The sequence below is a fragment of the Acinetobacter sp. F9 genome (assembly GCF_019195275.1).
Lineage (GTDB): Bacteria > Pseudomonadota > Gammaproteobacteria > Pseudomonadales > Moraxellaceae > Acinetobacter > Acinetobacter pseudolwoffii.
In genome coordinates this window covers 550,794-574,104 of record NZ_CP078068.1, presented here as the reverse complement: position 1 = coordinate 574,104, position 23,311 = coordinate 550,794, and the positions used below count along the sequence as shown (strand labels likewise).

Below are 23,311 nucleotides of genomic sequence, written 5' to 3'. Positions count from 1 at the left end.
ACAAAGAATCAAGGAGATCGATTCAATGACACAAGTACGGTTAAGCTATGCCTACGGAACAAGCAGCCAACCCTTATTGGGCATGACAATTGGCGAAAAATTTGATCAGGCATGCGAACAGTATGCATATTCTGATGCAATCGTCAGCTTGCACCAGAATGTGCGTCTGAGCTATCAGCAGTTGCAGCAGCAAGTGAATGCTTTTGCCTGTAGTTTGCAGAAACTGGGCCTGGAAAAAGGTGACCGTCTGGCCATCTGGTCGCCGAACTGTGTGGAATGGACCATTACCCAGTTTGCTGCATTTAAGGCCGGGATTATTCTGGTGAATTTGAATCCAGCTTATAAAAGTAATGAACTGGAATATGTCTTAAACAAGGTCTCCTGTAAGGGACTGGTGATTGCAGCGCAGTTTAAAACCACTGACTATCAGGAAATTCTGACTAAAATTGCTCCTGAGCTAATGCAGACTGAAAGTAAATTACTCAATGCAGAGCGTCTGCCGCATTTGAAGCATGTGATTAAAATTGATGAACAGGAACATGCGGGTCTACATCGTTTTCAGGACTTATTGGTGGAACCGAGCGCAAACGCCTTAGAAAAATTGCAGCAAGTTTCGAGTGAATTGCAGTTTGATGAAACCATCAATATTCAATTTACTTCAGGGACGACCGGGAATCCGAAAGGTACTATGTTGACCCATAACAATATTTTAAATAATGGCTATTTTGTCGGTGAAGCCATTCATTTAAGTCCAGAAGATCGGGTTTGTATTTCGGTACCACTGTTCCACTGCTTTGGTATGGTGATGGGAAATCTGGCCTGTATTACCCATGGTTCAGCCATGATTTATCCATCTGCCGTTTTCAATCCTCTGGAAACCCTCAAAGCCATTCAACAAGAAAAATGTACGGCGGCTTATGGGGTGCCGACCATGTTTATTGCCATTCTTGAGCATGAACAGTTTGATGAATTTGATCTGAGCAGTTTGCGTACCGGTATTATGGCCGGCAGTCCATGTCCACAGGAAATTATGCAGCGTGTGATTGACCGGATGCATATGTCAGACATTACCATCTGTTATGGCATGACTGAAACCGCACCGGTCAGTGCGCAAAGCTCTACCGCAGACTCCATTGAACAGCGTGTTACGACAGTCGGCCGGGTACATCCGCATCTGGAAGTGAAAATTGTCGATGAAGAGGGCAAGGTGGTGCCGCGCGGACAACTCGGTGAACTCTGTGTGCGTGGTTATTCGGTGATGCTCGGTTATTGGGAAGATCAGGATAAAACTGCAGAAGTAATTGATAATGCGCGCTGGATGCATACGGGTGATATTGCTGAAATGGATGATGAAGGCTTTGTCAAAATCAAGGGGCGAATCAAGGATGTCGTCATTCGTGGCGGTGAAAACCTGTTCCCTAAAGAAATTGAAGACTTCCTTTATACTCATCCTGCGGTTTCAGATGTTCAGGTGATTGGTGTGCCAGATCATAAGTATGGTGAAGAACTCTGTGCCTGCATCATTTTGCATGAAAACGATCCGTGTACTGAAGAAACTATTCGCCAGTATTGTGCCGAGCATATCTCACACAATAAAGTGCCGCGCTATGTGCGTTTCTTCCATGAGTTCCCGATGACAGCTTCCGGTAAGGCGCAGAAGTTTAAATTGCGTGAATTTATGCGTGAAGAGTTGAACTTAAAGGAAATAGCTTAAGTATTGTTTAGTTTTTGAGATTGGTGAATTCTTCAACTTTTTTATCATTAAAAAAAGTTGAAGAGAAACTATTAAGAAAAAGCGAAAGATCTGCACAGCCTCACTTAGAAAGAAAGATTTTGATTTTAACGTGTAGGCCATGCTTTGACTTTTGATGGGCCAAAATAAACAAAAGCCCTTTATTTTGCTGAAGGGACATCCATCTCCTTCAGCAAAATGGCGACATTCATGTCGCCTGTCATGTGATTAGATTTAGGATAATGGTCGAAAATTTAAAACCTTTAGATGGAATCTTTATCAATATTGTAATAACTGATAAACCTAATGCTCTTTAGTCTGTTGAATGGTGTGAGGTAAAGTGAAAATATGGCAAAAAACTTCCATAGTGAACTCGTCGTCGCTAATTATGATGAGCACATCCGTAAACTGATTCCCGGCTATGAACTGGTACATCAGCAAATTGATGCCATTCTAACCACTCATTTACCCGAAATTGCCCATATATTGGTGGTTGGTTGCGGGACAGGCTATGAGCTATCTTATCTGTTGCAACGCCACCCAAACTGGACATTTACTGCAATTGATCCATCGGCGACTATGCTGGAACAGGCGCAGAAAAATATTGGGTTAGACCTGGGATCGCAGCGGATTCGTTTTATTCAGACAGATACACAAAGCTTAAATCAAGATAATCAGTTCGATGCGGCTCTAGCAATTTTGGTGGCACATTTTATTCCATCAGAAAATAAAACTGAATTTTTTCAGGATATATCCGATAGTCTTAAGACCGATGGAATCCTGTTAACCTATGACTTGATGCAACCTGAAAATAAAACTGAATTAAAAATCTTGCAAAAAATGGCACAGCAGACAGGACTCAGTATTCAACAAAGCGAAAAAATGCTTGAACGGTTACAGCAGGACTTTCATTTAATCTCTGCCCAAGATTTAGCAGCGCTTTTAACCAAAGTCGGATTTAAACATAGCAAAATTTACTGTCAAATCATGAATTATTATGGTTTTTTTATACAGAAATAAGCATAGCTAACTGAAACAGTTAACTAGAAATTTAAATATAAGATTCAAGGAAGTGTAAAAACAATGTCAGCCTACTATCGTTTCATCAACCGCGAACAGCATGCCGATGGCAGCAGCACTGCTTATTATGAATCTAATATTCATGCGCAAGGTGCATGGAATCCGCATGAGCAGCATATGGCGCCCGCGACTGGCATTATTTGTGCAGAACTGGAACAGTTTCAGCCACGTGCAGAGATGCGCATTGGCCGGGTGAGTCTGGATATCTTTGGACTGATTGCTTTTGGTGAATTTTCCATTACTACGCGCATGATTCGTCCGGGTAAAACCATCGAACTCATTGAAGCAGAAATGTGTGCCAACGGGAAAACCTGTATTGTGGCACGTGCCTGGAAAATGATGACTTCGGATACCCGCGCGATCGCCGGTCTGGAAGATTTTCCGGTTCAGCACCCTGAAGACCTGCCGGTGTGGGAAGGGATGCGCTGCTGGCCAGGTGGTTATATTCAAAGTATTAATACCCGTGCCCATGTCGATCATCGTGCGGGCAAAGGTATTGTCTGGTTATCGAATGCCCTGGAAATGGTAGAAGGTCAGACGACCAGCGACTTTAGCCGCTTGATGGGAATGGTGGATACAGCCAACGGTGTGGTGCCGCGTCAGGATCCAAATGCGGGATGGGGTTTCCCAAATCTGGACTTGCAGATTCATTTGCATCGTTTGCCTAAAGGCACATGGCTAGGACTAGAAGTGCTACAGCAATATGGTGAAGATGGCATTGGTTTAACCAGTGGAATTTTACATGATCTTCATGGGCCATTTGGCCGCAGTGAGCAGATTTTAACGCTACGTAAATTTTAAAATCTGATTCACATAAAAAGGACGAATTGCTTCGTCCTTTTTTTATTGGCATGCTGTGCGCAATTATTCTGGAAGATCAGTAAATGCGGATTAGTATTATTGGGGCAGGTCGAGTTGCCTTTCATCTTGCCCAAGGCTTAAATGGACAGCATGAGCTTGTACAAATCTATAGCCGTAGTTTTGCCAAGGCAGAACAGCTGGCATCTAAATTTAAGGCTCAGGCAATCAACGCTCCTGAATTACTGCATTCCGAAATTGATCTTTTAATCATTGCCGTCAGTGACCAATCCATTCGATCTGTCATCGAGCAGATACATGCCTATCTTCCTGATGTACTGATTGTGCATACCTCTGGCAGTACCCACTTAAACGTTTTGCAGGATGTTCACCCACGTTCAGGTGTATTTTACCCTTTACAGACTTTTAGTCTGGAACGTGACATCGACTGGTCGAATACGCCTTTATTTATTGAAGCGGATAATGCTGAAGATCAAGAAAAACTGCATGATCTAGCAAATAGCCTAAGCAATAGAGTCTATCACTATAGCTCTGAACAACGCTTAAGTTTGCATCTGGCCGCAGTATTTGCCTGTAATTTCAGTAATTATTGTTATGATATGGCCAAACAGATTGTAGATGCTGAGCAGGTCGATTTCAGTCTGCTGTATCCCTTAATACTAGAAACTGCCCATAAAGCTACCGAAAATGATCCAAGGCAAATGCAGACTGGCCCCGCCATGCGTGGTGATCAAAATATCCTAAATATGCATCAGCAGATGCTGGCGAATCGGCAGCGAGCAGATTTACAAAATGTCTATCAGTTGTTGAGCCAGCAGATTCTCACGCGTCATCAAAAATGAAGAAGCTAATGATTTATCTACAGAGCAGGGTTCAAAGACAAATTTTCTCTATAAAAAAGCGCCGAATAATCAGCGCTTTTGTGAGTCTTAGATTAAGAAATTTTCTTGAAGATAAAGTCATTAATCTTGTGACCGGCTTCAATGCCGCGACGCTCAAACTTGGTTTGTGGACGCCAGTCAGGACGAGGATAGCTGTTGCCTTTACCTGCGAGGTTTTCCAGACGTGGACGTTCTTCCAAAACTTCAAGCATCCATTCTGCATATGGTTCCCAATCTGTTGCAGCATGGAAGGTGCCGCCCAGCTCCAGCTTTTGCTCAACCAGTGGCATACGTTCATGTGAAACAAAACGGCGTTTAAAATGACGTTTTTTCTGCCATGGATCAGGGAAGTAAAGCTGAACCGTATTGATACTATCGTCCGGCATTTCACGCAGCACTTGAATCGCATCAGCATCCAGTACACGTAAGTTGGTTACGCCGGCCATACCTGCTTCATAGATACACTGCGCAATGCCTGGTACATGAACTTCAATCCCGACAAAATTACGCTCGGGATTGGCCTTGGCCATCAGCACCAGAGAACGACCCATACCAAAACCGATTTCTACCGTTAAAGGACGCTCCGGATGTTCAAAGTGTTGACGTAAATCGCCCACCGGATATTCCAAAATTAAGTGACCATATTGTTCAAGCGCAGTACGTTGAGAGGTGTTCAGCGGCATTGAGCGGCGCATAAACGTCACGATTTCACGGTGCTCGCTTAAATTGTCCAGCTCCACGACTTGCTGGTCTAATTGATCGTTCGACATAACTTTGGCAAATCTAAAAATTCAGAATGCGGTATTTTAAGTCCTGAGCCGAGCAAGTCAAACTTTTCTCGGTATTTCTCCATAAAAATCGGCAAGATCTTCCAGATACAATAAAAGAGCCTCGCTTGGCTCTTTTATTAATCATCATGCCTCAGCTACTAAAACGGTCAATCAAGGTGCTGCTGGCTTCATTTAAACCAATCACGGTCACCTCTATACCTTGAGCTTTAAATTTCTGGATGACGTTATTCAGCATATTCACTGAGGTCACATCCCAAATATGCGCATGGGTCAGATCAAGTTCAACATGTTCAAGCTTTTCTTTAAAATCAAAGAACTGATAGAACTTCTCTGAACTGCTAAAGAAAATCTGTCCAGAAATAAAGTAGCTGCGTGAATGAGCCGAATTCAAATGCGTATAGACATGTACGGTTCTTTCCAGTTTATTGATAAAGAACAGAGCAGAAAGCAGCACGCCAACAAATACACCCAGTGCCAGATTATGGGTGGCTAAAACCACCAGCACCACCGCAATCATAACCACATTAAATTCCAGCGGATGTTTATTGAATTGTTTGACTGAACCCCACTGGAAAGTGGTAAAGGCGACCATCACCATAATCGCCACCAAAGCCGCCATCGGAATATAAGCCAGCCAGTCTTTCAGAAACACCACCAGGCACAGCAAAAATACACCGGCAATCAGCGTCGATAAACGGGTTCGTGCACCGGAAGACACATTAATAATCGATTGACCGATCATGGCACAACCGGCCATGCCACCCATAAAACCACTGACAATATTGGCCATACCCTGACCACGACATTCCTGATGACGGTCACCTTCAGTTCCGGTGACTTCATCAATTACAGTCGTGGTCATCATGCTTTCCAGCAAACCGACAGTCGCCAGCGTCAATGAATAAGGCAGTACAATTTGTAGGGTTTCCAAGTTGAGCGGAATCTCCGGCAGCAGGAACACTGGTAAGGTGTCCGGAAATTGCCCCAGATCACTCACGGTTCGCATATCTGCACCCAAGAACAGCGCCAGTCCACTCAGCACGATGATGCAAATTAGCGGAGAAGGAATGGCTTTACCAATTTTAGGCAGATAAGGAAATAGATAGATAATTGCCAGACCCATGGCAATAAACAGATAGCCCATCCCATTCATTTTTTGCATCTCGGGAAGCTGTGCGACAAAAATCAGAATTGCCAATGCATTCAAAAATCCATACACCACAGCTTGCGAAACAAAGCGCATCAACTTGGCCACTTTAAAATAACCGGCAATGACCTGAATAATTCCGGTCAGAATAGTCGCTACCAGCAGATATTGCAGTCCATGGTCTTTTACCAGCGTAATCATCAGCAGTGCCATCGCACCCGTAGCCGCTGAGATCATGGCAGGGCGGCCGCCAAAAAAAGCAATCGTCACAGCAATACAAAACGAAGCATAGAGACCGACCTGCGGATCGACGCCAGCAATTGCAGAGAAGGCAATCGACTCGGGAATCAAGGCCAGTCCAACCACCAAACCTGCGAGTACATCCGTCCGGACATTGGAAAACCATTCTTCTTTTTTAAGGCTAATCACGAAATATCATCTAAATTTGGAAAACCTGGGTATCTTAAACAGATGTGGTCAAAAATCTACAGAGATGGGCTTGAAAAAGCCGTTAATTTCCTGAATATTGAATGAGTAAATGTCCTGAGGGGCAGTTACGCTTTTTTGCAATTTACAGGTTTGATCACTTGAAAGTTTGACAGAAGCGATTTAAAACATAGAGAAGTGTATAACAAGGATCAGAAATGAAGCTTTACTATTCGCCGGGTGCATGCTCACTGGCAGCTCATATTATTTTAAATGAAATTAATGTCGATTTTGATTTGGAACGTGTTGATTTAAAAACACATAAAACAGAGAAAGGTACGGATTATTACGAAATTAATCCTAAAGGCTATGTACCAGCCTTAGAAATTAATCCTGGTCTGATCCTGACAGAAAACGTAGCCATTTTACCTTTTCTGGCTCAACACGATCCAAAACAAGATCTGATTCCGCCATCTGGTATGGGACGTGCCAAAGTTCTGGAATGGCTGGGTTATCTCAATTCAGAATTGCATGATGCTTATGCGGTGTTCTTTGGTGGCAAGTTATCCGATGATGAAAAGAAAAAAGCCTATGCAGAAGTCGATCGTCTATTAAGTTATATCGACAAAGCGATTGCTGAATCAGACAATGACTATCTGGTTGATGATAACTTTGGCCCAGCCGATGCTTATCTGTTTGTGTTGACCAATTGGTCGAATCATATTGAGCATGATTTAAGTCCGTATAAGAATATTATTCATATCCGCAATAAAGTCGCAGAGCGTCAGTCTGTACAGATTGCAATGCGAGATGAAGGTCTAATTCCATAAAATTTAAAAAAAAGCATAATTATTATGCTTTTTTTTTGACTTTCATTTAATAATTGCTATTGGAATAAATAAGATGAAGAGAATACTGAATTTAGTATTAAGTTTCGGTTTAACGGGAATGCTGGTTGCATGTAGTAGTGTTAAAAATCCAGAAAATGTAGCTCAAGAATATGTTACAGCAGCCTATAAAGGCGATTCAGAAAAAATGCTCTCTTATATTTATATACCTGAAAATATTAAAGCCCAAGCAGGTTCTGAAGAAATGATTCAAGGCAAAATAAAAGCTGGCGCGGCAAAGGCTAAAGAGCAAGCTGAACGTAAAGGCGGAGTCAAAGAAATTAGTGTGGTAGACAAAAATATCGATGAAGCAAATGGAAAAGGACGGGTGACTATCGGAGTCAGCTTTAAAAATGAAGGCTCTAATTCTGTAACAGATCGAGTAAAACTTATCAAAAATGAAGATAAATGGAAAGTTGATTTATAATCGGTTTAGTTTGATTTTGGGCAGATTAGTTATTCTAATCTGCCTTTTTATTGGGTTTCCCCCCCAAGATACTATAAAGCAAGATAAACAGATTTATATGCCCGAGCACGCATTTCAAGTGGGTGATTGGATTGTTCGGGAAGGGGTGGGTTACGAAAGTTTTTTAATCAAAAAACTGAGTGGGAGTGAATACTCACATATTGGCGTGATTGCAGAAACTCAACCGAATATTTTGGTGGTGCATGCGACCACAGATGATGATCCCTCACATGTAAATCAAGTGATTCAATCAGATATCAGTGATTTTATTGACTCAAAACGAGCAAAAAAGTGGGCAGTTTATAGAGAAAGCAGTTTAGAGCCATATAAAAGAAAAGATATTGCTAGGGCCGTGACAAGGCAGGTAGGAGAGCAATTTATTTTAGGATCAAGAGGTGAGACGCATCGTTATTGCACTACGATTATTGCAGAGAAACTTCCATTGTCTTTACGTAATAAACTGGTCTGGAGCAAGATTGAATTGCCAGGCTTGCAGGGGGAGCTGCTTTTTCCTGATGCTTTATTAAAGCTTGAATCCGTCGAGCTGATTTATAAAAATAGATAATTTAGGATGAGTAAAAGCTAAATGATAGTCAAAGAATCATACAATCCTTTGACTACGATGAGATTTATTTAAAGAAATAACCAGTTTCCGGCGAGCTGGCATTGGCCATACGTTTGCGTGGCATACGGCCGGCCAGAAAAGCTTCACGGCCAGCTTCGACTGCTTTTTTCATGGCTGAGGCCATGAGTACCGGATTCTGTGCAGCCGCAATCGCCGTATTCATCAGTACACCATCACAGCCCAGTTCCATCGCAATTGCGGCATCACTTGCAGTACCAACACCGGCATCGACCAGTACAGGCACTTTGGCATTTTCTTTAATAATCGACAGGGTATGTGGATTGAGAATTCCCAAGCCCGAACCAATCAGGCTGCCCAAAGGCATAATTGCCACACAGCCCATGCTTTCCAGTTCTTGCGCCACGATTGGATCATCCGAAGTATAGACCATGATCTCAAAGCCATCGTCAATCAAGGTACGTGCAGCTTTCAGGGTTTCGGTCACATTCGGATATAAGGTCTTTTCATCGCCTAAAACTTCAAGCTTGACCAGATTATGGCCATCAAGGAGTTCGCGTGCCAGCATACAGGTGCGAACGGCACTATTGGCATCGAAACAACCTGCGGTATTTGGCAAAATGGTATATTTTTCCGGAGGAATGACTGACAGCAGATTCGGCTGATCTGGATGCTGTCCAATATTGACCCGACGAATCGCGACAGTAACAATCTCTGCGCCACTGGTTTGAATGGCTTGCTGAGTTTCATTTAAATCTTTATATTTGCCTGTGCCTACCAAAAGGCGAGACTGGAATTGGCGTGAACCAATCTGTAATAAATCTTGCATAATTGTCCCGAGTATTAGCCGCCACCGACCGCGTGAATAATTTCTATTTTGTCTGTATCGCAAATCGGCGTATCGCCTAATTTGCTTTTAGGAATAATCATTTCATTGACTTCAACTGCAAAACGCTTACCCTCAAGCGCCATACTCTGAATCAGTTCCAGCAGATTCTTGCAGTGAGTTTCCTGTTGTTCGCCATTGATATAAATCATCATTCTAGCTACCCTCCATGATTAAGTGATTTTCAGACTTATCTGGCGTATTTTAAAGCATTCCAAGCCAGAATTAACCATCCTGCAATCATTAAAGCACCACCAATTGGCGTAATTGCGCCTAATCCACGTGGTAAACCCAAGGCCATGATATACAGTGAACCAGAAAATAATAAAATACCGACCTGAATTAGCCAAAAACTCCATTGAATCGGGAGTGTCGGAATGACTTTCGCGAGCAAGGCCAGAATAAGCAAACCTAAGGCATGATAGAAAAAATAATCCGTTGCCGTTTGCCACCAGCCGAGCTGGGCTTCAGTCGCGCGCGCTTTTAAACCATGTGCACCAAAGGCACCGAGCATCACTGCAAGCGCCAAGTTGAGTGCTGAAATCGCAATCCACATTTGAATTGATCTTCGTGATAAAGTTTGCGCCCAACCTTAGCATAAATTCAAAATTCGGACATAAAAAAGCCTTCATCAAAGAAGGCTTTTTCAGATTAAATCAATAACAGAATTTGGTATTAATTGGAGGACATCGCCACTTTAATTTTTTCCATGGCATTTTTTTCGAGTTGGCGAATACGTTCCGCGGAAACGTTATATTCGGCGGCCAGCTCATGCAGGGTTGATTTCTCGTCATCTAGCCAGCGGCGCTGCAAGATATTACGTGAACGATCATCGAGCTGATCCATGGCTTCGTGCAGAGCAGAGGTACTTTGTTCCTCATAATCCTCATTTTCAATCAGACGGGCCGGATCATAACGGTTATCTTCAAGATATAAAGCCGGTGCAACATAAGTTGAACCTTCATCATCGTCATCGCCGGAAGCATCAAAAGCAGCATCATATGCCGTCAAACGGCCTTCCATCTCCAGAACTTGTTCTGGTGTGACATTTAAATCATTGGCAATCGACTGTGCTTCTGCGAGGGTCAACTTTTTCGATGATTTTTTCAGGCTACGCAGATTAAAAAACAGTTTACGTTGCGCTTTGGTGGTGGCGATTTTAACAATACGCCAGTTACGGATCACATATTCATGAATTTCCGCCTTAATCCAGTGCACAGCAAATGACACCAAACGTACGCCCATATTCGGGTCAAAACGTTTTACAGCTTTCATCAGACCCAGGTTGCCTTCCTGAATCAGGTCGCCTTGTGGCAGACCATAACCTGCATAACTGCGTGCAATATGCACCACAAAACGCAAATGTGACATGACCAGCATTTTTGCTGCATCTAAATCCTGGTCATAGTAATAGCGTTCAGCCAACTCTTTTTCTTGTTCGGCCGTTAAAATCGGAATCTGATTGACAGTGCTGATATAAGCACCGAGGTTGACCCCTGGCGCCGATAATGACAGGGGCATCAACTGATTGCGGCTGTCACTCATGTGTTCTCCTTGAAGTGCGGGATAACCCTAAACATAGGTTTTATCTTAATCCAATCTCTCCGCAAATAATGGATATTTGGGTAGAGAAATGTAAAAAAGTATACGAAACTAAGATAAACAGTTTAATTGAAAATTTTTAAGATTCAATCAAGTAGTGAAACTCTGAATCAGAAATTTTTCTTGATTCAAGCTTGAGTTGATGAATCTGGCAATAACGGCTGATATCCGTCTGACTATGTGGATCAGAGGATTTCAGCAAGAAAGTTTTCTGATTACCGGCCTTTAGTGCCCGTTTTAACATTAATAGCGGCATCGGGCAGGGTTTTCCCATGGCATCGATAAGACAATATTGCTCTGGATCTTGCGACATTAGGGTTTCATTCATATAGCAAAAAAATGACAATAAATAGTAACAAAGAAGCGCATGGAACCAAACTGCTTTAATAAAGATCACAATCTAAAAGAAGATATAAAGTCTTTTGACAATTTTCATGAAAAAAATAACTAAATCAAACAGAACATGCTAAAAAAAATCTATTAATTGTGATAAACCCATGTTAAGCTCGTTGCGTATTTGGGACTTTGAATAAACAAAGTGATTGTTTTTCACCCTATTACATAAATGGATGTAACCGGGATTTTGTTGATAGTTTTACAGAATGATTACAAGCTTAAAAATAATATTTTCAAACTTGTTTGCTCTGCTGTTTGCAACACCGGGTGGTCCTTCTTTTAGTTTCAATGAGGATTAACTTATGACAGCTGCTCGCGAACAAGGCGTAGTTAAGTGGTTTAACGATACTAAAGGCTTCGGCTTTATTCAACGTAACGGCGGTGATGACGTATTTGTTCATTTCCGTGCTATCCAAGGTGACGGCCACCGTTCACTTCGTGATGGTCAACGCGTTGAATTCAGTGTTGTTAAAGGCCAAAAAGGCTTTCAAGCTGAAGAAGTTCAACCATTAGACTAATCTTCGGATTAAGCTAAAAAGAAAACGCTCCAATATAACTTGGGGCGTTTTTTGTTTATACTATCCCCATCTTAGTGATTACCCAAGTAGAGCACCGCTTTATGTCATCTGGTTTTGAAACCTTAAATTTACATCCCAATCTAAAAAAAGCGATTGATGCTTTAGGCTTTACCACCATGACGCCTATCCAGCAGAAGGTTTTAAAATTCACGCTGGCAGGACATGATGCCATTGGCCGCGCACAGACAGGTACAGGTAAAACTGCAGCTTTTTTAATTAGTATCATGAATGATCTATTAAATAACCCAATTCAGGAGCAGCGTTATCGTGGTGAACCGCGTGCCCTGATTTTGGCACCGACCCGTGAACTGGCACTGCAAATTGAAAGCGATGCACAGGATCTGGCCAAATATGCCGGTCTCAATGTCGTGACTTTGCTGGGTGGTGTAGATTTTGACAAGCAAAAGAATCAACTAAATAAAGCACCTGTCGATATTATGGTCGCGACACCCGGTCGTTTGATCGATTTTGTCGAGCAAAAAGAAGTCTGGCTGGATCAGATTGAATTTCTGGTCATTGATGAAGCGGATCGTCTACTCGATATGGGCTTTATTCCTTCAGTGAAACGCATTGTGCGTTTTTCGCCGCGTAAGGAGCAACGTCAGACTTTAATGTTCTCTGCAACATTCAGCTATGATGTACTAAATTTGGCCCAGCAATGGTTATTTGAACCGGTCACAGTTGAAATTGAACCGGAAAAGAAAACCAATGCCGATGTCGAGCAACGGGTGTATATGGTGGCTAAGGCCGATAAATATAAACTGTTGCAAGAAATCTTGCGTGATGAGCCGATTGAAAAGGTGATGATTTTCGCCAACCGTCGTGATCAGGTGCGTAAGCTTTATGATCATTTAAAACGTGATGGTTATAAGGTGGTCATGCTGTCTGGTGAGATTGCTCAAGACAAGCGTCTAAAAATGCTAGACCAGTTCAAGAATGGTAAGCACAACATTATGATTGCAACAGATGTTGCGGGTCGTGGTATTCATGTGGATGGTGTTTCACATGTGGTGAACTTCACTTTACCTGAACAGTCAGATGATTATGTACATCGTATTGGACGTACTGGCCGTGCGGGAACACGTGGTGTGAGTATTAGTTTCCTTGCCGAAGATGATGCGTTCTATCTACCAGAAATTGAGAAGGCGATTGGACAGAAATTGCCTTTGACCCGTCTGGAAGGTTATTGCTAATCCAGATTAAAAAAACCGCTCTTGAAGAGCGGTTTTTTTTATGACCATGTGATCTGGACTTATTTGGCCTGACAACGGAAAGTCAAAATGGTTTGATAGTCATCATTCTGGTTTAAACCGGTATTGGTGCCTGCGATATTACCTAAAACAGTCGCTGCTGCCTGAATCATTTGTCCAGTCTGATCATCAACGACACCTTTTAATGCCCCGTTATAACCCGTCTTTTCATCGATAATAATCGCAGTAGCTTTCGAACCACAGGTTTTGCTGGCAGCATTAATGGCATTATTTTTAGCAGTTAGTTGATTTTTACCTAATCCGGTAACCTCAAACTGATTGTTTTCTTTCTGAATTGCCAGTGAGGTTGGGTTAGAAGCGCAGGCAGTTAAAAGTAGAACTGAAGCTGCTAATCCGCTGATCGCAATTGTTTTTTTCATGATAAAATCTCGGGTGAAAACAGAATTAAGTTTATTTGAGCATAGCAAAGCGCACAGAGTTTGGAGCTGTTGTATAAGTTTGGAAATTTTTAGTGTGACTCTATGCTAAAAAAGTAATTCAACTGAGCATTTCATTGATTAAAATAAAAATATTGTAATGTTACTTGAGTAATTTTTGCGGCTAAGTCGCGGTGAAGTTTATAGAGTATTACAGCGGGAATATGCTAATCTTGAAAACAGTTTTTAAGTATAGATCTACAAAGCAATGACGGAATCCGTGGTCGACATCGTTCATCAAAATATTCGCCAACGTCAATCAATAGGACATTTGCTGGCACCGGCACCGAATGCAGAACAGCTGGAGCTGGCTTTTCAGGCGGCATTGACAGCACCGGATCATCATCGGTTGAAACCCACCACCTTTGTGGTGATACCTGATGCACAGCGTGAAGCATTTGGGGAGCTGTTGTCTCAGGCACTGGTCGATCTGGGTGAAACTGAAACGGCACAGATTGAACGGGTCAAGAATCATCCATTCCGTGCGCCACTATTGGTGCTGGCTTTAACGCGTTTGCAAGATCATCCTAAAGTTCCACATTTTGAACAGATTCTCAGTTCAGGTGCCGCCATACAGAATTTTCTGTTATCACTCCAGGTTCAGGGTTTCTCGACCATGTGGCGCAGTGGTGCTGTAGTCGAGTCTGGCCTGTTTAAGCAGGCATTAGGAATTTCAAAAGATGATTTGGTCTCGGGTATTATTTATATTGGCACTGCAGCAAAAGCAATTCCAGCACGCGCAGAGATTCAGACCAGTAATTTTGTAAGTTATTGGAATCAGAACGGTTAATTTGCACGGTATAACAGGGTATTAAAAAATAACATGTCAGAATTAAATTTTTCAGCACTGGTCGAGCCGGTTGCAGTCGATCATAAGACCGCTTTAAGAGTCACGGTGTTGGGTGGGGGCAGTTTTGGTACCGCAATGGCCAATACCGCAGTGCGTAATGGTTGTAATACCATGATCTGGATTCGTGATGAAGCTGTTGCGGCAGATATCAATGCCACGCATATCAATAAACGTTATTTGCCAGATTTCCAGCTGGAAGAAAACTTACTGGCTGTGTCGGATCTGGAACTGGCTGTGCGTGATCGTGATATTATTTTAGTCGCGATTCCAAGTCATTCTTTTCGGGATGTCCTGCAACAAATCAAGCCTTTTATCACCTCACAAGCCGTGATTTCACTCACCAAAGGGATTGAAGCCAAAACTTTTAGCTTCATGAGTGATATTATTCGGGAAGTATTGCCAGAAGTGCCTTATGGAGTGTTGTCCGGGCCGAATCTCGCCAAGGAAATTGTGGCAGGTCAGCCGGCAGGAACCGTGATTGCCAGCGAATCTGAGCTGGTACGTTATGCCGTACAGCAAGCCTTACATAGTGCCTTGTTCCGTGTTTTTGCCAGTGATGATGTACATGGTGTAGAACTCGGTGGTGCCTTGAAAAATATCTATGCCGTCGCGATGGGGATGGCAGCCGCGTATAACGTGGGTGAAAATACCAAGAGTATGATCCTGACCCGTGCACTGGCCGAAATGAGCCGTTTTGCGGTAAAATTGGGCGCGAATCCGCTGACTTTCCTCGGGCTTTCCGGTGTGGGTGATTTATTTGCGACTTGTAGCAGTCCGCTGAGTCGTAATTATCAGGTTGGTTTTGCCTTAGGCAAAGGCAAGACTTTGGAGCAGGCTACTACTGAACTGGGTCAAACTGCAGAAGGGATCAATACCATCGTACAGGTCAAGGCGCGTTCCGAAGAACTGGATGTCTATATGCCAATTACTTCTGCTTTGTATGATGTGATTTTTGAAGGTGCACCACCACTTAATATTGCCTTGTCATTGATGAAAAATGGTCATCGCAGTGATGTGGAATTTGTCTTGCCACATCATCAAGTCTGATCTATAACCCAAAGAGACTGTATGTGAATTGTCATATTGGCCAGTTATCATGCAGGCAAAAGAAAATAAGGAAACCCAATGCAACTGACTTTAGTGCGACATGGTGAGGCTGCTCCACCAGTCAATGGCAATGATAGCAAGCGTCCATTGACGGAGCGTGGTCATCAGCAGGCTGAGCAAGCCGCACAGTTCTTAAAAAATATGATTAAGCCTGAAGTATTTGTGGTGAGTCCCTTATTGCGTGCACAAGAGACCCTGGCTCATCTGCAGCAGTATTTTCAAGATGTACCCGTGGTGATCTGTAATGCGATTAAACCCGATGATGATGCCAAGGTCGCGGTTGAATGGTTGTCGCAACTGCCTTATGAATCAATTGCCGTGGTGTGTCATATGAATGTGGTGGCGCACATTTCTTCTATTTTGCTGGCGGAGTCTTTTCATCCCTATGCATTGGCAGAAGCACGTATCTATGCGCAGCCAGTCATTGCCGCGGGTTTGTCGACAACAGTTAAAAGTTTTATTCCTACATTATAAAAACCAATTAAAACGGTAGTACACAATCGATGTTGTATTTATGGATGCCTGAGGCCAATGGGGTTTGGCAATGGTCAACTGGGGAATTCTGGAACACTGCGGCCACACTTGAGCAGTTGATTCAGGAGATTCAGGCTCATCATGGCGAAGAAGCAGTAGTGTTTTTCCCGAGCCGTCATGTGCAAATTTTGCAGCAGACTTTGCCCAAGAGCCAATATAAAAAAATGGGCAATGAGGGCATCAAGTATCTGCTTGAAGAGTATGTGGTGCTGCCAGTCGATGCCATGAAAGTGCTGCATCATTTTCAGCAGCCTGATCAGGTCAGTATTATGGGGGTTGCGAATTCGACCCTCGAGACCTTGCAGTATTCTCTCAACCTGATTCCCGTCAAGCTGGCGGCTTTGCTGCCAGACTTTTTGGTGCTGCCGGTTCCTGAAGCCAATCAGCGGATGATTACCCAAATTGGTGGGCGCTTGTTGGTACGAGAAGCAGAATATATCGGCCAGTCACTGGATGATCTGAGTCTGTATCTGGATTATCAGCCCAAAGATTTGCATTATAAAGTCAGTAATCTGAGTCAGGATCAGTTAAGTAGCCTAGAAGCACTGGTCACACAGGAGCAGTTAGAATCTTTTCAGTATGTCCTTCCTGTATTGAAAAAACCTAAACAGCATGCGTTTAATGTATTGCCCAAAGCCAAATCTGAAGGTGCCATTTCCGGTTACTGGAAAGCATGTGCAGCTGTATTTCTGGGCATATTAGTCTTACAGTTTGGTTATGATGCGGTGCGCTGGTATCAATACAAAAAAGTGGCAAATCAGACCGCTGCACAGGCCGTTGATCAGTTCAAGTACTGGTTTGGGCAAAATTATCCGGTCACTGAGCAGAATATCAAAAGCCAGTTTGAAGGGCAGTTGCGTCAAAGCCAGATTGCCGATACACAGGCATTGCAGCTGATTAGCCGGGTGGGGCCAGTCTTGATGCAGAACCAGATTGTGGCACAACGGATCAATTATGATGTGTCTGTGTTGAGTATGGAGCTCAAGGCCAATTCATCAGATATGCTAAATGCATTGACCAAGCAATTGAGTCAGCAAGGCTTTAAAGTGGAGCTGGGGAATATTCAGGCCAGCGGAACAGGTGCCATTGGGCTGGTGAGGGTGCAATAATGAAAGCCATCGAAGCGCTACAAAATCGCATGGATCAGTCTTTTGAAAAACTGAGGGATTATCTGGACAGTCTCTCGGCACGTGAACGGGTATTGGTGATTTTTACCACTATTTTTGTAGTTGTGGCTGCGGTCAGTTCAGCACTCTGGTATATGCATCAGGCAGCAGACACCCAGCAGAAACGTTTAAATCAGCTGAAAGATACCATTGTCTGGATGCAAAGTAATGCAGTCACCATGAAACCTGCTGGAGACATGCAGCTGGATGCCGCAGAGAAAGTACAGCGGGTGGCACAGCAACAAGGTCTTTCGGTTGCATCGCAGCAAATAGATGGGAAAATTCAATTGGCAGTCATGCATGAAAATTATGCAGTATTGGCAAACTTCCTGACTCAACTGGCACAAATGGGTCTAAGTGTTGAGAAAATGGAACTAAATAATGAAGCAGGACAGATTAAATTAACCGCGACCGTGCAATAAACGGTAAAAATAAAGATTTGCAAAGCATGGTTTTTTTGTCAGCCTATGCCTATAATATGCCGACTTAAAAAGCAGTAGACTTTTCTAGATATGTTGTATTCTCTAGCCCGCCCTTTGTTGTTTTCTTTAGCACCAGAGCGTGCACATGAGCTGACACTATCACTATTAAAATCATCCTATAAAATGGGCTTGATGCGTCAAAATGTTGCTGCGAAACCTGTGACTTGTATGGGAATCGAATTTCCCAATCCAGTAGGTCTTGCGGCAGGTTTAGACAAAAATGGTGCTTATATTGATGCCCTTGCTGGTCAAGGTTTTGGTTTTATTGAAATTGGTACCATTACCCCGAGACCGCAAGCCGGCAATCCTCATCCGCGTTTATTTCGTTTGCCACAGGCCAAAGCCATTATTAACCGTATGGGCTTTAACAATGATGGCGTGGATCAGCTGGTTGAAAATGTCAAAGCGGCCAAATTCAAAGGCATTCTCGGTATTAATATCGGTAAAAACGCTGATACTCCGGTAGAAAAAGCAGTAGATGATTACCTCATCTGTTTAGAAAAAGTCTATAATTATGCTTCTTATATTACCGTCAATATTTCTTCTCCCAATACCAAAAACCTGCGCAGCCTGCAAAGTGGTGATGCACTCACCGAACTGCTGGAAACATTGAAGAAGCGTCAGCTTGAATTGGCTCAGGAATACCAGCATTATGTACCTTTGGTACTGAAAGTGGCGCCTGATCTGGATAACAGCGATATTGCCTTTATTGCCAAACAGTTATTGCAATTCAAGATCGATGGTCTGATCGTGACCAATACCACACTGTCACGTGAAGGTGTAGAGGGTCTGGAGCATGCAGAAGAAGCGGGCGGTTTGTCTGGCGCGCCGGTATTTGAGAAAAGTACCGCATGTCTGGCTGCATTTGCTGCGGTATTAAAAGGACAAATTCCATTGATTGGTGTGGGTGGTATTCTTTCAGGTGCAGATGCTGTTGCCAAAAAACAGGCAGGCGCCAGCCTTGTACAGGTTTATAGTGGCCTCATCTATACTGGACCTAAACTTGTAAAAGATTGTGTAGACGCACTTTAAATCCTATGAATGCCATTGATATCTTTCTACTGATTATCTTGCTCATTGGAGGGCTCAACGGTTTGCGTCAAGGATTTATTAAAGCCTTTGCGAACTTAGTGGGATGGATCTTTGCCCTGATTGTTGCGGCAAAATATTCAACGCTACTTGCGCCGTCTATGGTTGCTCTGAGTACAGATCCAGTTGTACAAAAGATTGCGGCCTTCGCCTTTATCGTCCTGCTGATTGTAGTTCTGACCTGGATCGTTACTGCACTGTTGAACCGTATTTTAAAGAGTCTTAAACTGGGTCCTCTCAACCGTCTGGCCGGTGGTGTCTTTGGTAGCCTCAAAGGTTTGCTGATTGTGCTGATTACCATGCAGGGGATTGGCCCGTGGGTAGAAAGCTCACCGCACTGGAAACAGTCCAAGTTTATTCAAGCCTTATTGCCTTATGCGCCTTGGGCGACTCAAATGTCGAAAGACGCCGCGAATGGCGCACTACAACATATCAAGCCTGAAGGGACATCGAAACCTTCAGCTGTATCATCTGAAACATCGTCCAAATCTGGAGCTGCAGATGAGTCTACAAATAATCCTTTTTATTAATCCTAGCTTGTCTGCGAGGTTGCTATGTGTGGAGTAGTTGGTATAGCTGGTAAATCACCCGTTAACCAAATGTTGTTTGATGCATTAACGATGTTACAACATCGTGGACAAGATGCAGCTGGGATCGTGACATGTGATGAAGGGCGTCTGTTCCTTCGTAAAGACAATGGGATGGTGCGTGATGTATTTCATACCCGTCATATGCGTGCCTTGAAAGGAAATTACGGGATTGGTCATGTGCGTTATCCAACAGCCGGTTCATCGAGCAGTGCAGAAGCACAGCCATTTTATGTGAACTCGCCGTATGGAATTACCTTGGCGCATAACGGTAATTTGACCAATGCCGAAGAAATTCACGATGACCTGTTCAAAACTGACTTGCGTCATATGAACACGGATTCTGATTCAGAAGTGCTGCTAAACGTGCTAGCGCATGAATTGCAAAAACATGGCAAATTGGTGCCGACTTCGGAAGATATTTTCCATGCGGTAACACGTGTGCATGAGCGTTGTAAAGGCGCTTATGGTGTGGTAGCAATGATTACCGGACAAGGTCTGGTGGGCTTCCGTGATCCGAATGGTATCCGTCCACTGATTTACGGTTCACGTGAAACTGAACAGGGCATGGAATATATCATAGCTTCTGAATCGGTTGCGATTACTGCGCTGGGCTTCAAAGTTGAGCGTGATATTCAGCCAGGTGAAGCGGTATTTATCGATTTACAAGGTAATTTCTTTACCAAGCAATGTGCGAGCAATCCTGAATATCGTCCATGTGTTTTTGAATATGTGTATTTTGCCCGTCCGGATGCCATTATTGATGGAATCTCGGTGTATAAAGCACGTCTGAAAATGGGTGAGAAGCTGGCGCAAAAAATTCTGCGCGAGTGGGGTGAAGAGCATGATATCGATGTGGTGATTCCGATTCCGGATACTTCACGTACTTCTGCATTGGAACTTGCCAATATGCTGGGTGTGAAATTCCGTGAAGGTTTCATGAAAAACCGTTATATCGGTCGTACTTTTATTATGCCAGGTCAGCAACTACGTAAAAAATCGGTACGTCAAAAACTGAACCCGGTTGAGCTTGAATTTAAGGGTAAAAACGTACTATTGGTCGATGACTCGATTGTGCGTGGTACGACCTGTAATGAAATTATCCAGATGGCACGTGATTCTGGTGCGAAAAAAGTCTTCTTTGCTTCCGCAGCACCGATGGTGAAATATCCAAACGTGTACGGTATCGATATGCCGGCAAAATCAGAGCTAATTGCCTCAGATCGTAGCGTTGAAGAAATTCGTGAAATTATTGGTGCAGACCGTTTGGTGTTCCAGGATCTGGAAGATTTAAAAGATGCAGTTCGAACCACCAAAGTGCCAGATCTGAAAGATTTTGACTGTTCGGTATTTGACGGCGTTTATGTCGCGGGTGGTATTGATGCGCAGTATCTGGATGATCTACAGCAAAAACGTAGTGACAGTGCCATGAAAGAAGGGAATTACATCGATGTGAATATCGATGCAGCTTCTGTGGATTTAACTGGCGTACGTGAAGTCTAAGCGCTTAAAATCATCATGAAAAAGCGGGAATTTCCCGCTTTTTTGTTTTATGATGAACCCATTGAAAATAATCTTAACTAGGGTTCTACATTGCGCAACGTAGGATATGATTTTATAAAAAACAAGAATATCGTATTGCCTGTAAGCTTCTGCTTGATTGCTGTGCTGTTAACTATTTTTATTATCAATACCGTTGTTGGTCTATTCGTTTTTTATGTTGATTCTACCCAGTCTATTTTCTGGCATATGCTCAGTCCTTATCTGATTGCGTTGCTGTTATGTGTGATGCTGATCTCGGTCATCTATGAATTTTATCTTTTCCGGAATGGCGGTTATTCGCTGGCAAAACAGATGGGTGCGCGCCGTCTCAGCCCGATGGAAAGTATTCCTGAGGAAAGTGCGGCACTGCAAATTACCCAGCAGCTGGCCGATACCTTTTTAATTGAACCTCCGGCGGTGTATGTACTGCCCGATGAAGTTGGAGTTAATACGCTGACGGCGGGTTTTAGCCCGCGAGATACCGCGATTATTCTGACTTGGGGTGCGGTACAAACTCTGGATAAAGTCGAGCTGTATGGTTTACTCAGTCACGAATTTAATAAAATTCTGTCGGGTGAAACTGCGGAAAATACCCGCTTAAAAATTTTGTATAGCAGTTTAACCACCTTTAGCCAGTGGGGCAGCAAAATTGCCAAATCTGGTTTCTATCGAACTGGTATTCGACGTGAAAATAAGTTTGAAACCTTTTATGTCGCAATTGGCGCAGTAATCTGGCTGATTGGCAGTTTGGGGGTATTGATCACACGCTTTATTAAATATATTTCACTGGGTGGACGCACTTTTAAGAATGACCAGAAAACTCGCCGCCTGATTCAAAATGATGCCAATATCCAGACTTTACTCAGAATTCATGTGCATCATTCCGGTTCGCAAATCTATAGTGAATATGCCGAATCCATTTCCCATATGTGTTTTGCCAATTCCTTGAGTCCGCAAAACTGGTTGAATATTCACCCAAATATTAATCAACGAATTTATGAATTAAATCCTGCCCTGATTCAGGATTTGCAGCTCGAGAACTTGAAGAAACTCAAGAATCAGCCTTTATTCAGTTTATTTCGTTCTCTGGAAGAAGTGGTGCCCGAGACTGCGATGAGCTGGAGTTCGCCACAGCCTCTGCCGTTGTTGCGTCTATCTCCAATCAGCTTTGCAATTAAAGATGCGATCAAGCCACTGAATCCAGAGCTGCGGCTGAGTATGCCGCGTCCGGAGTTGCTTGAACGTGCATTGCAGACGGCGACCGGCTCGCGTGAAGTCATGGTTGCCATTTTGATGATTCGTCAATATCGTGAATTTATTCCGACTGAGGCTGAGGTGAGCCGCGCCATTGTAGATTCACTGCTGAATCTGGATGGGCGGGTGCATATTTCGATTTTCCAGCAAGCTTGTAAGAATATTGGCGGGATGCCCACCACAGTTGCACGTCAGTTTTTGATGAAACTGGCACGAATTATTCAGGAAGATGGTGAAATTGGCTTGCTCGATGCCTTATTGCTGGAATGTGTCAAATATGAACTGAATCTATTGCCCGCACATATTCCAACAGCTTTGGATGAAGTTAAGCCCCAGATTGTGCGTCTGATTGATGCCTTGTTGCATGTGCAGCAGATTAATAGCGGAAACCAGCTTGAGGTTCGCGAACGCATTTTAAACCGGATTTTGTCGGCTCGAGAATTGGACTTATACAATGAAATTTCTGATGAGCCGATTGATCTGGCGGAAATTCTGAATGATATTGCGGGACTTTTACTGCGTGAACGTCTCGGGATTTTGGGTATCGCAGAAGCCTGTTTGTGGAGCGACCGTATTGTGACTCAGGACGAACTGGATGTGATGGAACTGCTTTATTGGCGCTTGGGTTTTGAGGCAGAGCAGATTATTCAACAAATGTTGAAGAAAAACAGTTTAACCATTATGTAAAAAAGAAGACAACAATTCACAGTTTGAAACTGCATCTGTTATAACAGAGGCA

At 43.3% G+C, this 23,311-nt stretch carries 26 protein-coding genes; 18 read left to right on the top strand and 8 right to left on the bottom strand.

Annotation, left to right across the window (positions count from 1 at the left end; genetic code table 11):
- Positions 1 to 25: 25 nt before the first annotated feature.
- From KT990_RS02795 to KT990_RS02780, 4 genes are all read left to right on the top strand, one after another.
- The gene (locus tag KT990_RS02795; RefSeq protein WP_005096547.1) at positions 26 to 1,714 is read left to right on the top strand and encodes an AMP-binding protein; all 1,689 of its coding nucleotides are present in this window, start codon (positions 26 to 28) and stop codon (positions 1,712 to 1,714) included.
- 366 nt (positions 1,715 to 2,080) lie between these two features.
- Entirely contained in the window at positions 2,081 to 2,752 is a 672-nt protein-coding gene (locus KT990_RS02790; RefSeq protein WP_100329794.1) for a class I SAM-dependent methyltransferase, read from the top strand.
- A 63-nt stretch (positions 2,753 to 2,815) separates the two neighbouring features.
- Positions 2,816 to 3,613 carry a thioesterase family protein gene (locus KT990_RS02785; protein ID WP_005096553.1) on the top strand — a complete coding sequence of 266 codons (798 nt, stop codon included), beginning with the start codon at positions 2,816 to 2,818 and terminating at the stop codon, positions 3,611 to 3,613.
- 83 nt (positions 3,614 to 3,696) lie between these two features.
- Positions 3,697 to 4,473: a Rossmann-like and DUF2520 domain-containing protein gene (locus KT990_RS02780; RefSeq protein WP_218209130.1), complete on the top strand. Its 777-nt coding sequence runs from the start codon at positions 3,697 to 3,699 to the stop codon at positions 4,471 to 4,473.
- Between the two features lie 92 nt (positions 4,474 to 4,565).
- Here the strand turns inward: KT990_RS02780 and trmB are convergent, their stop codons facing one another.
- Entirely contained in the window at positions 4,566 to 5,282 is a 717-nt protein-coding gene (gene trmB / locus KT990_RS02775) for a tRNA (guanosine(46)-N7)-methyltransferase TrmB (RefSeq protein ID WP_218209129.1), read from the bottom strand.
- Positions 5,283 to 5,433: 151 nt separating this feature from the next.
- Positions 5,434 to 6,879: a SulP family inorganic anion transporter gene (locus tag KT990_RS02770; RefSeq protein ID WP_218209128.1), complete on the bottom strand. Its 1,446-nt coding sequence runs from the start codon at positions 6,877 to 6,879 to the stop codon at positions 5,434 to 5,436.
- A 215-nt stretch (positions 6,880 to 7,094) separates the two neighbouring features.
- Here KT990_RS02770 and KT990_RS02765 point away from each other — a divergent pair, with 215 nt between their 5' ends.
- The 3 genes from KT990_RS02765 (at position 7,095) to KT990_RS02755 (ending at position 8,794) form a co-directional block, all read left to right on the top strand.
- Positions 7,095 to 7,706 (top strand): glutathione binding-like protein, encoded by a 612-nt coding sequence (locus KT990_RS02765; protein ID WP_005171574.1) that lies wholly within the window; start codon positions 7,095 to 7,097, stop codon positions 7,704 to 7,706.
- 73 nt (positions 7,707 to 7,779) lie between these two features.
- Complete coding sequence (locus tag KT990_RS02760) at positions 7,780 to 8,190, top strand: DUF4878 domain-containing protein (protein ID WP_218209127.1); 411 nt, start codon at positions 7,780 to 7,782, stop codon at positions 8,188 to 8,190.
- 97 nt (positions 8,191 to 8,287) lie between these two features.
- Positions 8,288 to 8,794: a YiiX/YebB-like N1pC/P60 family cysteine hydrolase gene (locus tag KT990_RS02755; protein WP_157797502.1), complete on the top strand. Its 507-nt coding sequence runs from the start codon at positions 8,288 to 8,290 to the stop codon at positions 8,792 to 8,794.
- Positions 8,795 to 8,858: 64 nt separating this feature from the next.
- Here the strand turns inward: KT990_RS02755 and KT990_RS02750 are convergent, their stop codons facing one another.
- The 5 genes from KT990_RS02750 to KT990_RS02730 form a co-directional block, all read right to left on the bottom strand.
- Positions 8,859 to 9,641, bottom strand: coding sequence for a thiazole synthase (locus tag KT990_RS02750; protein WP_100329789.1), 783 nt, complete (start codon positions 9,639 to 9,641; stop codon positions 8,859 to 8,861).
- 14 nt (positions 9,642 to 9,655) lie between these two features.
- Positions 9,656 to 9,853 (bottom strand): sulfur carrier protein ThiS, encoded by a 198-nt coding sequence (gene thiS / locus KT990_RS02745; protein WP_100329788.1) that lies wholly within the window; start codon positions 9,851 to 9,853, stop codon positions 9,656 to 9,658.
- A 35-nt stretch (positions 9,854 to 9,888) separates the two neighbouring features.
- Positions 9,889 to 10,254: a DUF423 domain-containing protein gene (locus tag KT990_RS02740; protein WP_005096565.1), complete on the bottom strand. Its 366-nt coding sequence runs from the start codon at positions 10,252 to 10,254 to the stop codon at positions 9,889 to 9,891.
- 119 nt (positions 10,255 to 10,373) lie between these two features.
- Entirely contained in the window at positions 10,374 to 11,243 is an 870-nt protein-coding gene (gene rpoH, locus KT990_RS02735; protein ID WP_005096567.1) for an RNA polymerase sigma factor RpoH, read from the bottom strand.
- A gap of 136 nt (positions 11,244 to 11,379) precedes the next feature.
- A complete protein-coding gene (locus tag KT990_RS02730) occupies positions 11,380 to 11,613 on the bottom strand; it encodes a sulfurtransferase TusA family protein (RefSeq protein ID WP_227523968.1) in 234 nt (77 codons plus the stop codon).
- 385 nt (positions 11,614 to 11,998) lie between these two features.
- Here KT990_RS02730 and KT990_RS02725 point away from each other — a divergent pair, with 385 nt between their 5' ends.
- The gene (locus tag KT990_RS02725) at positions 11,999 to 12,214 is read left to right on the top strand and encodes a cold-shock protein (protein ID WP_004280099.1); all 216 of its coding nucleotides are present in this window, start codon (positions 11,999 to 12,001) and stop codon (positions 12,212 to 12,214) included.
- A gap of 101 nt (positions 12,215 to 12,315) precedes the next feature.
- Positions 12,316 to 13,467, top strand: a complete 1,152-nt coding sequence (rhlB, locus tag KT990_RS02720; RefSeq protein ID WP_005096570.1) for an ATP-dependent RNA helicase RhlB — start codon at positions 12,316 to 12,318, stop codon at positions 13,465 to 13,467.
- A gap of 59 nt (positions 13,468 to 13,526) precedes the next feature.
- Here the strand turns inward: rhlB and KT990_RS02715 are convergent, their stop codons facing one another.
- Positions 13,527 to 13,904 (bottom strand): hypothetical protein, encoded by a 378-nt coding sequence (locus tag KT990_RS02715; protein WP_005096572.1) that lies wholly within the window; start codon positions 13,902 to 13,904, stop codon positions 13,527 to 13,529.
- Between the two features lie 265 nt (positions 13,905 to 14,169).
- On the opposite strand from KT990_RS02715, the gene KT990_RS02710 reads away from it, so the two are divergent.
- The 9 genes from KT990_RS02710 (at position 14,170) to KT990_RS02670 (ending at position 23,259) form a co-directional block, all read left to right on the top strand.
- Positions 14,170 to 14,751, top strand: a complete 582-nt coding sequence (locus KT990_RS02710; protein ID WP_179999566.1) for a nitroreductase family protein — start codon at positions 14,170 to 14,172, stop codon at positions 14,749 to 14,751.
- Positions 14,752 to 14,784: 33 nt separating this feature from the next.
- Complete coding sequence (locus tag KT990_RS02705) at positions 14,785 to 15,858, top strand: NAD(P)H-dependent glycerol-3-phosphate dehydrogenase (RefSeq protein WP_005096576.1); 1,074 nt, start codon at positions 14,785 to 14,787, stop codon at positions 15,856 to 15,858.
- A 78-nt stretch (positions 15,859 to 15,936) separates the two neighbouring features.
- Positions 15,937 to 16,392, top strand: coding sequence for a phosphohistidine phosphatase SixA (gene sixA / locus KT990_RS02700; protein ID WP_100358070.1), 456 nt, complete (start codon positions 15,937 to 15,939; stop codon positions 16,390 to 16,392).
- Between the two features lie 29 nt (positions 16,393 to 16,421).
- Positions 16,422 to 17,561, top strand: a complete 1,140-nt coding sequence (gene gspL, locus KT990_RS02695; RefSeq protein ID WP_218209126.1) for a type II secretion system protein GspL — start codon at positions 16,422 to 16,424, stop codon at positions 17,559 to 17,561.
- The gene (gene gspM, locus KT990_RS02690) at positions 17,561 to 18,040 is read left to right on the top strand and encodes a type II secretion system protein GspM (protein ID WP_005096579.1); all 480 of its coding nucleotides are present in this window, start codon (positions 17,561 to 17,563) and stop codon (positions 18,038 to 18,040) included. The genes gspL and gspM overlap by 1 nt, the downstream gene beginning before the upstream one ends.
- Before the next feature lie 90 nt (positions 18,041 to 18,130).
- Positions 18,131 to 19,132, top strand: a complete 1,002-nt coding sequence (locus KT990_RS02685) for a quinone-dependent dihydroorotate dehydrogenase (RefSeq protein ID WP_218209125.1) — start codon at positions 18,131 to 18,133, stop codon at positions 19,130 to 19,132.
- Positions 19,133 to 19,137: 5 nt separating this feature from the next.
- Complete coding sequence (locus tag KT990_RS02680) at positions 19,138 to 19,719, top strand: CvpA family protein (protein WP_005096581.1); 582 nt, start codon at positions 19,138 to 19,140, stop codon at positions 19,717 to 19,719.
- A gap of 24 nt (positions 19,720 to 19,743) precedes the next feature.
- On the top strand, positions 19,744 to 21,279 hold the full coding sequence (purF, locus tag KT990_RS02675) for an amidophosphoribosyltransferase (protein ID WP_218209124.1): 1,536 nt from the start codon (positions 19,744 to 19,746) through the stop codon (positions 21,277 to 21,279).
- Positions 21,280 to 21,369: 90 nt separating this feature from the next.
- Entirely contained in the window at positions 21,370 to 23,259 is a 1,890-nt protein-coding gene (locus tag KT990_RS02670) for a M48 family metalloprotease (protein WP_100355079.1), read from the top strand.
- The last annotated feature ends 52 nt before the right edge of the window (positions 23,260 to 23,311 follow it).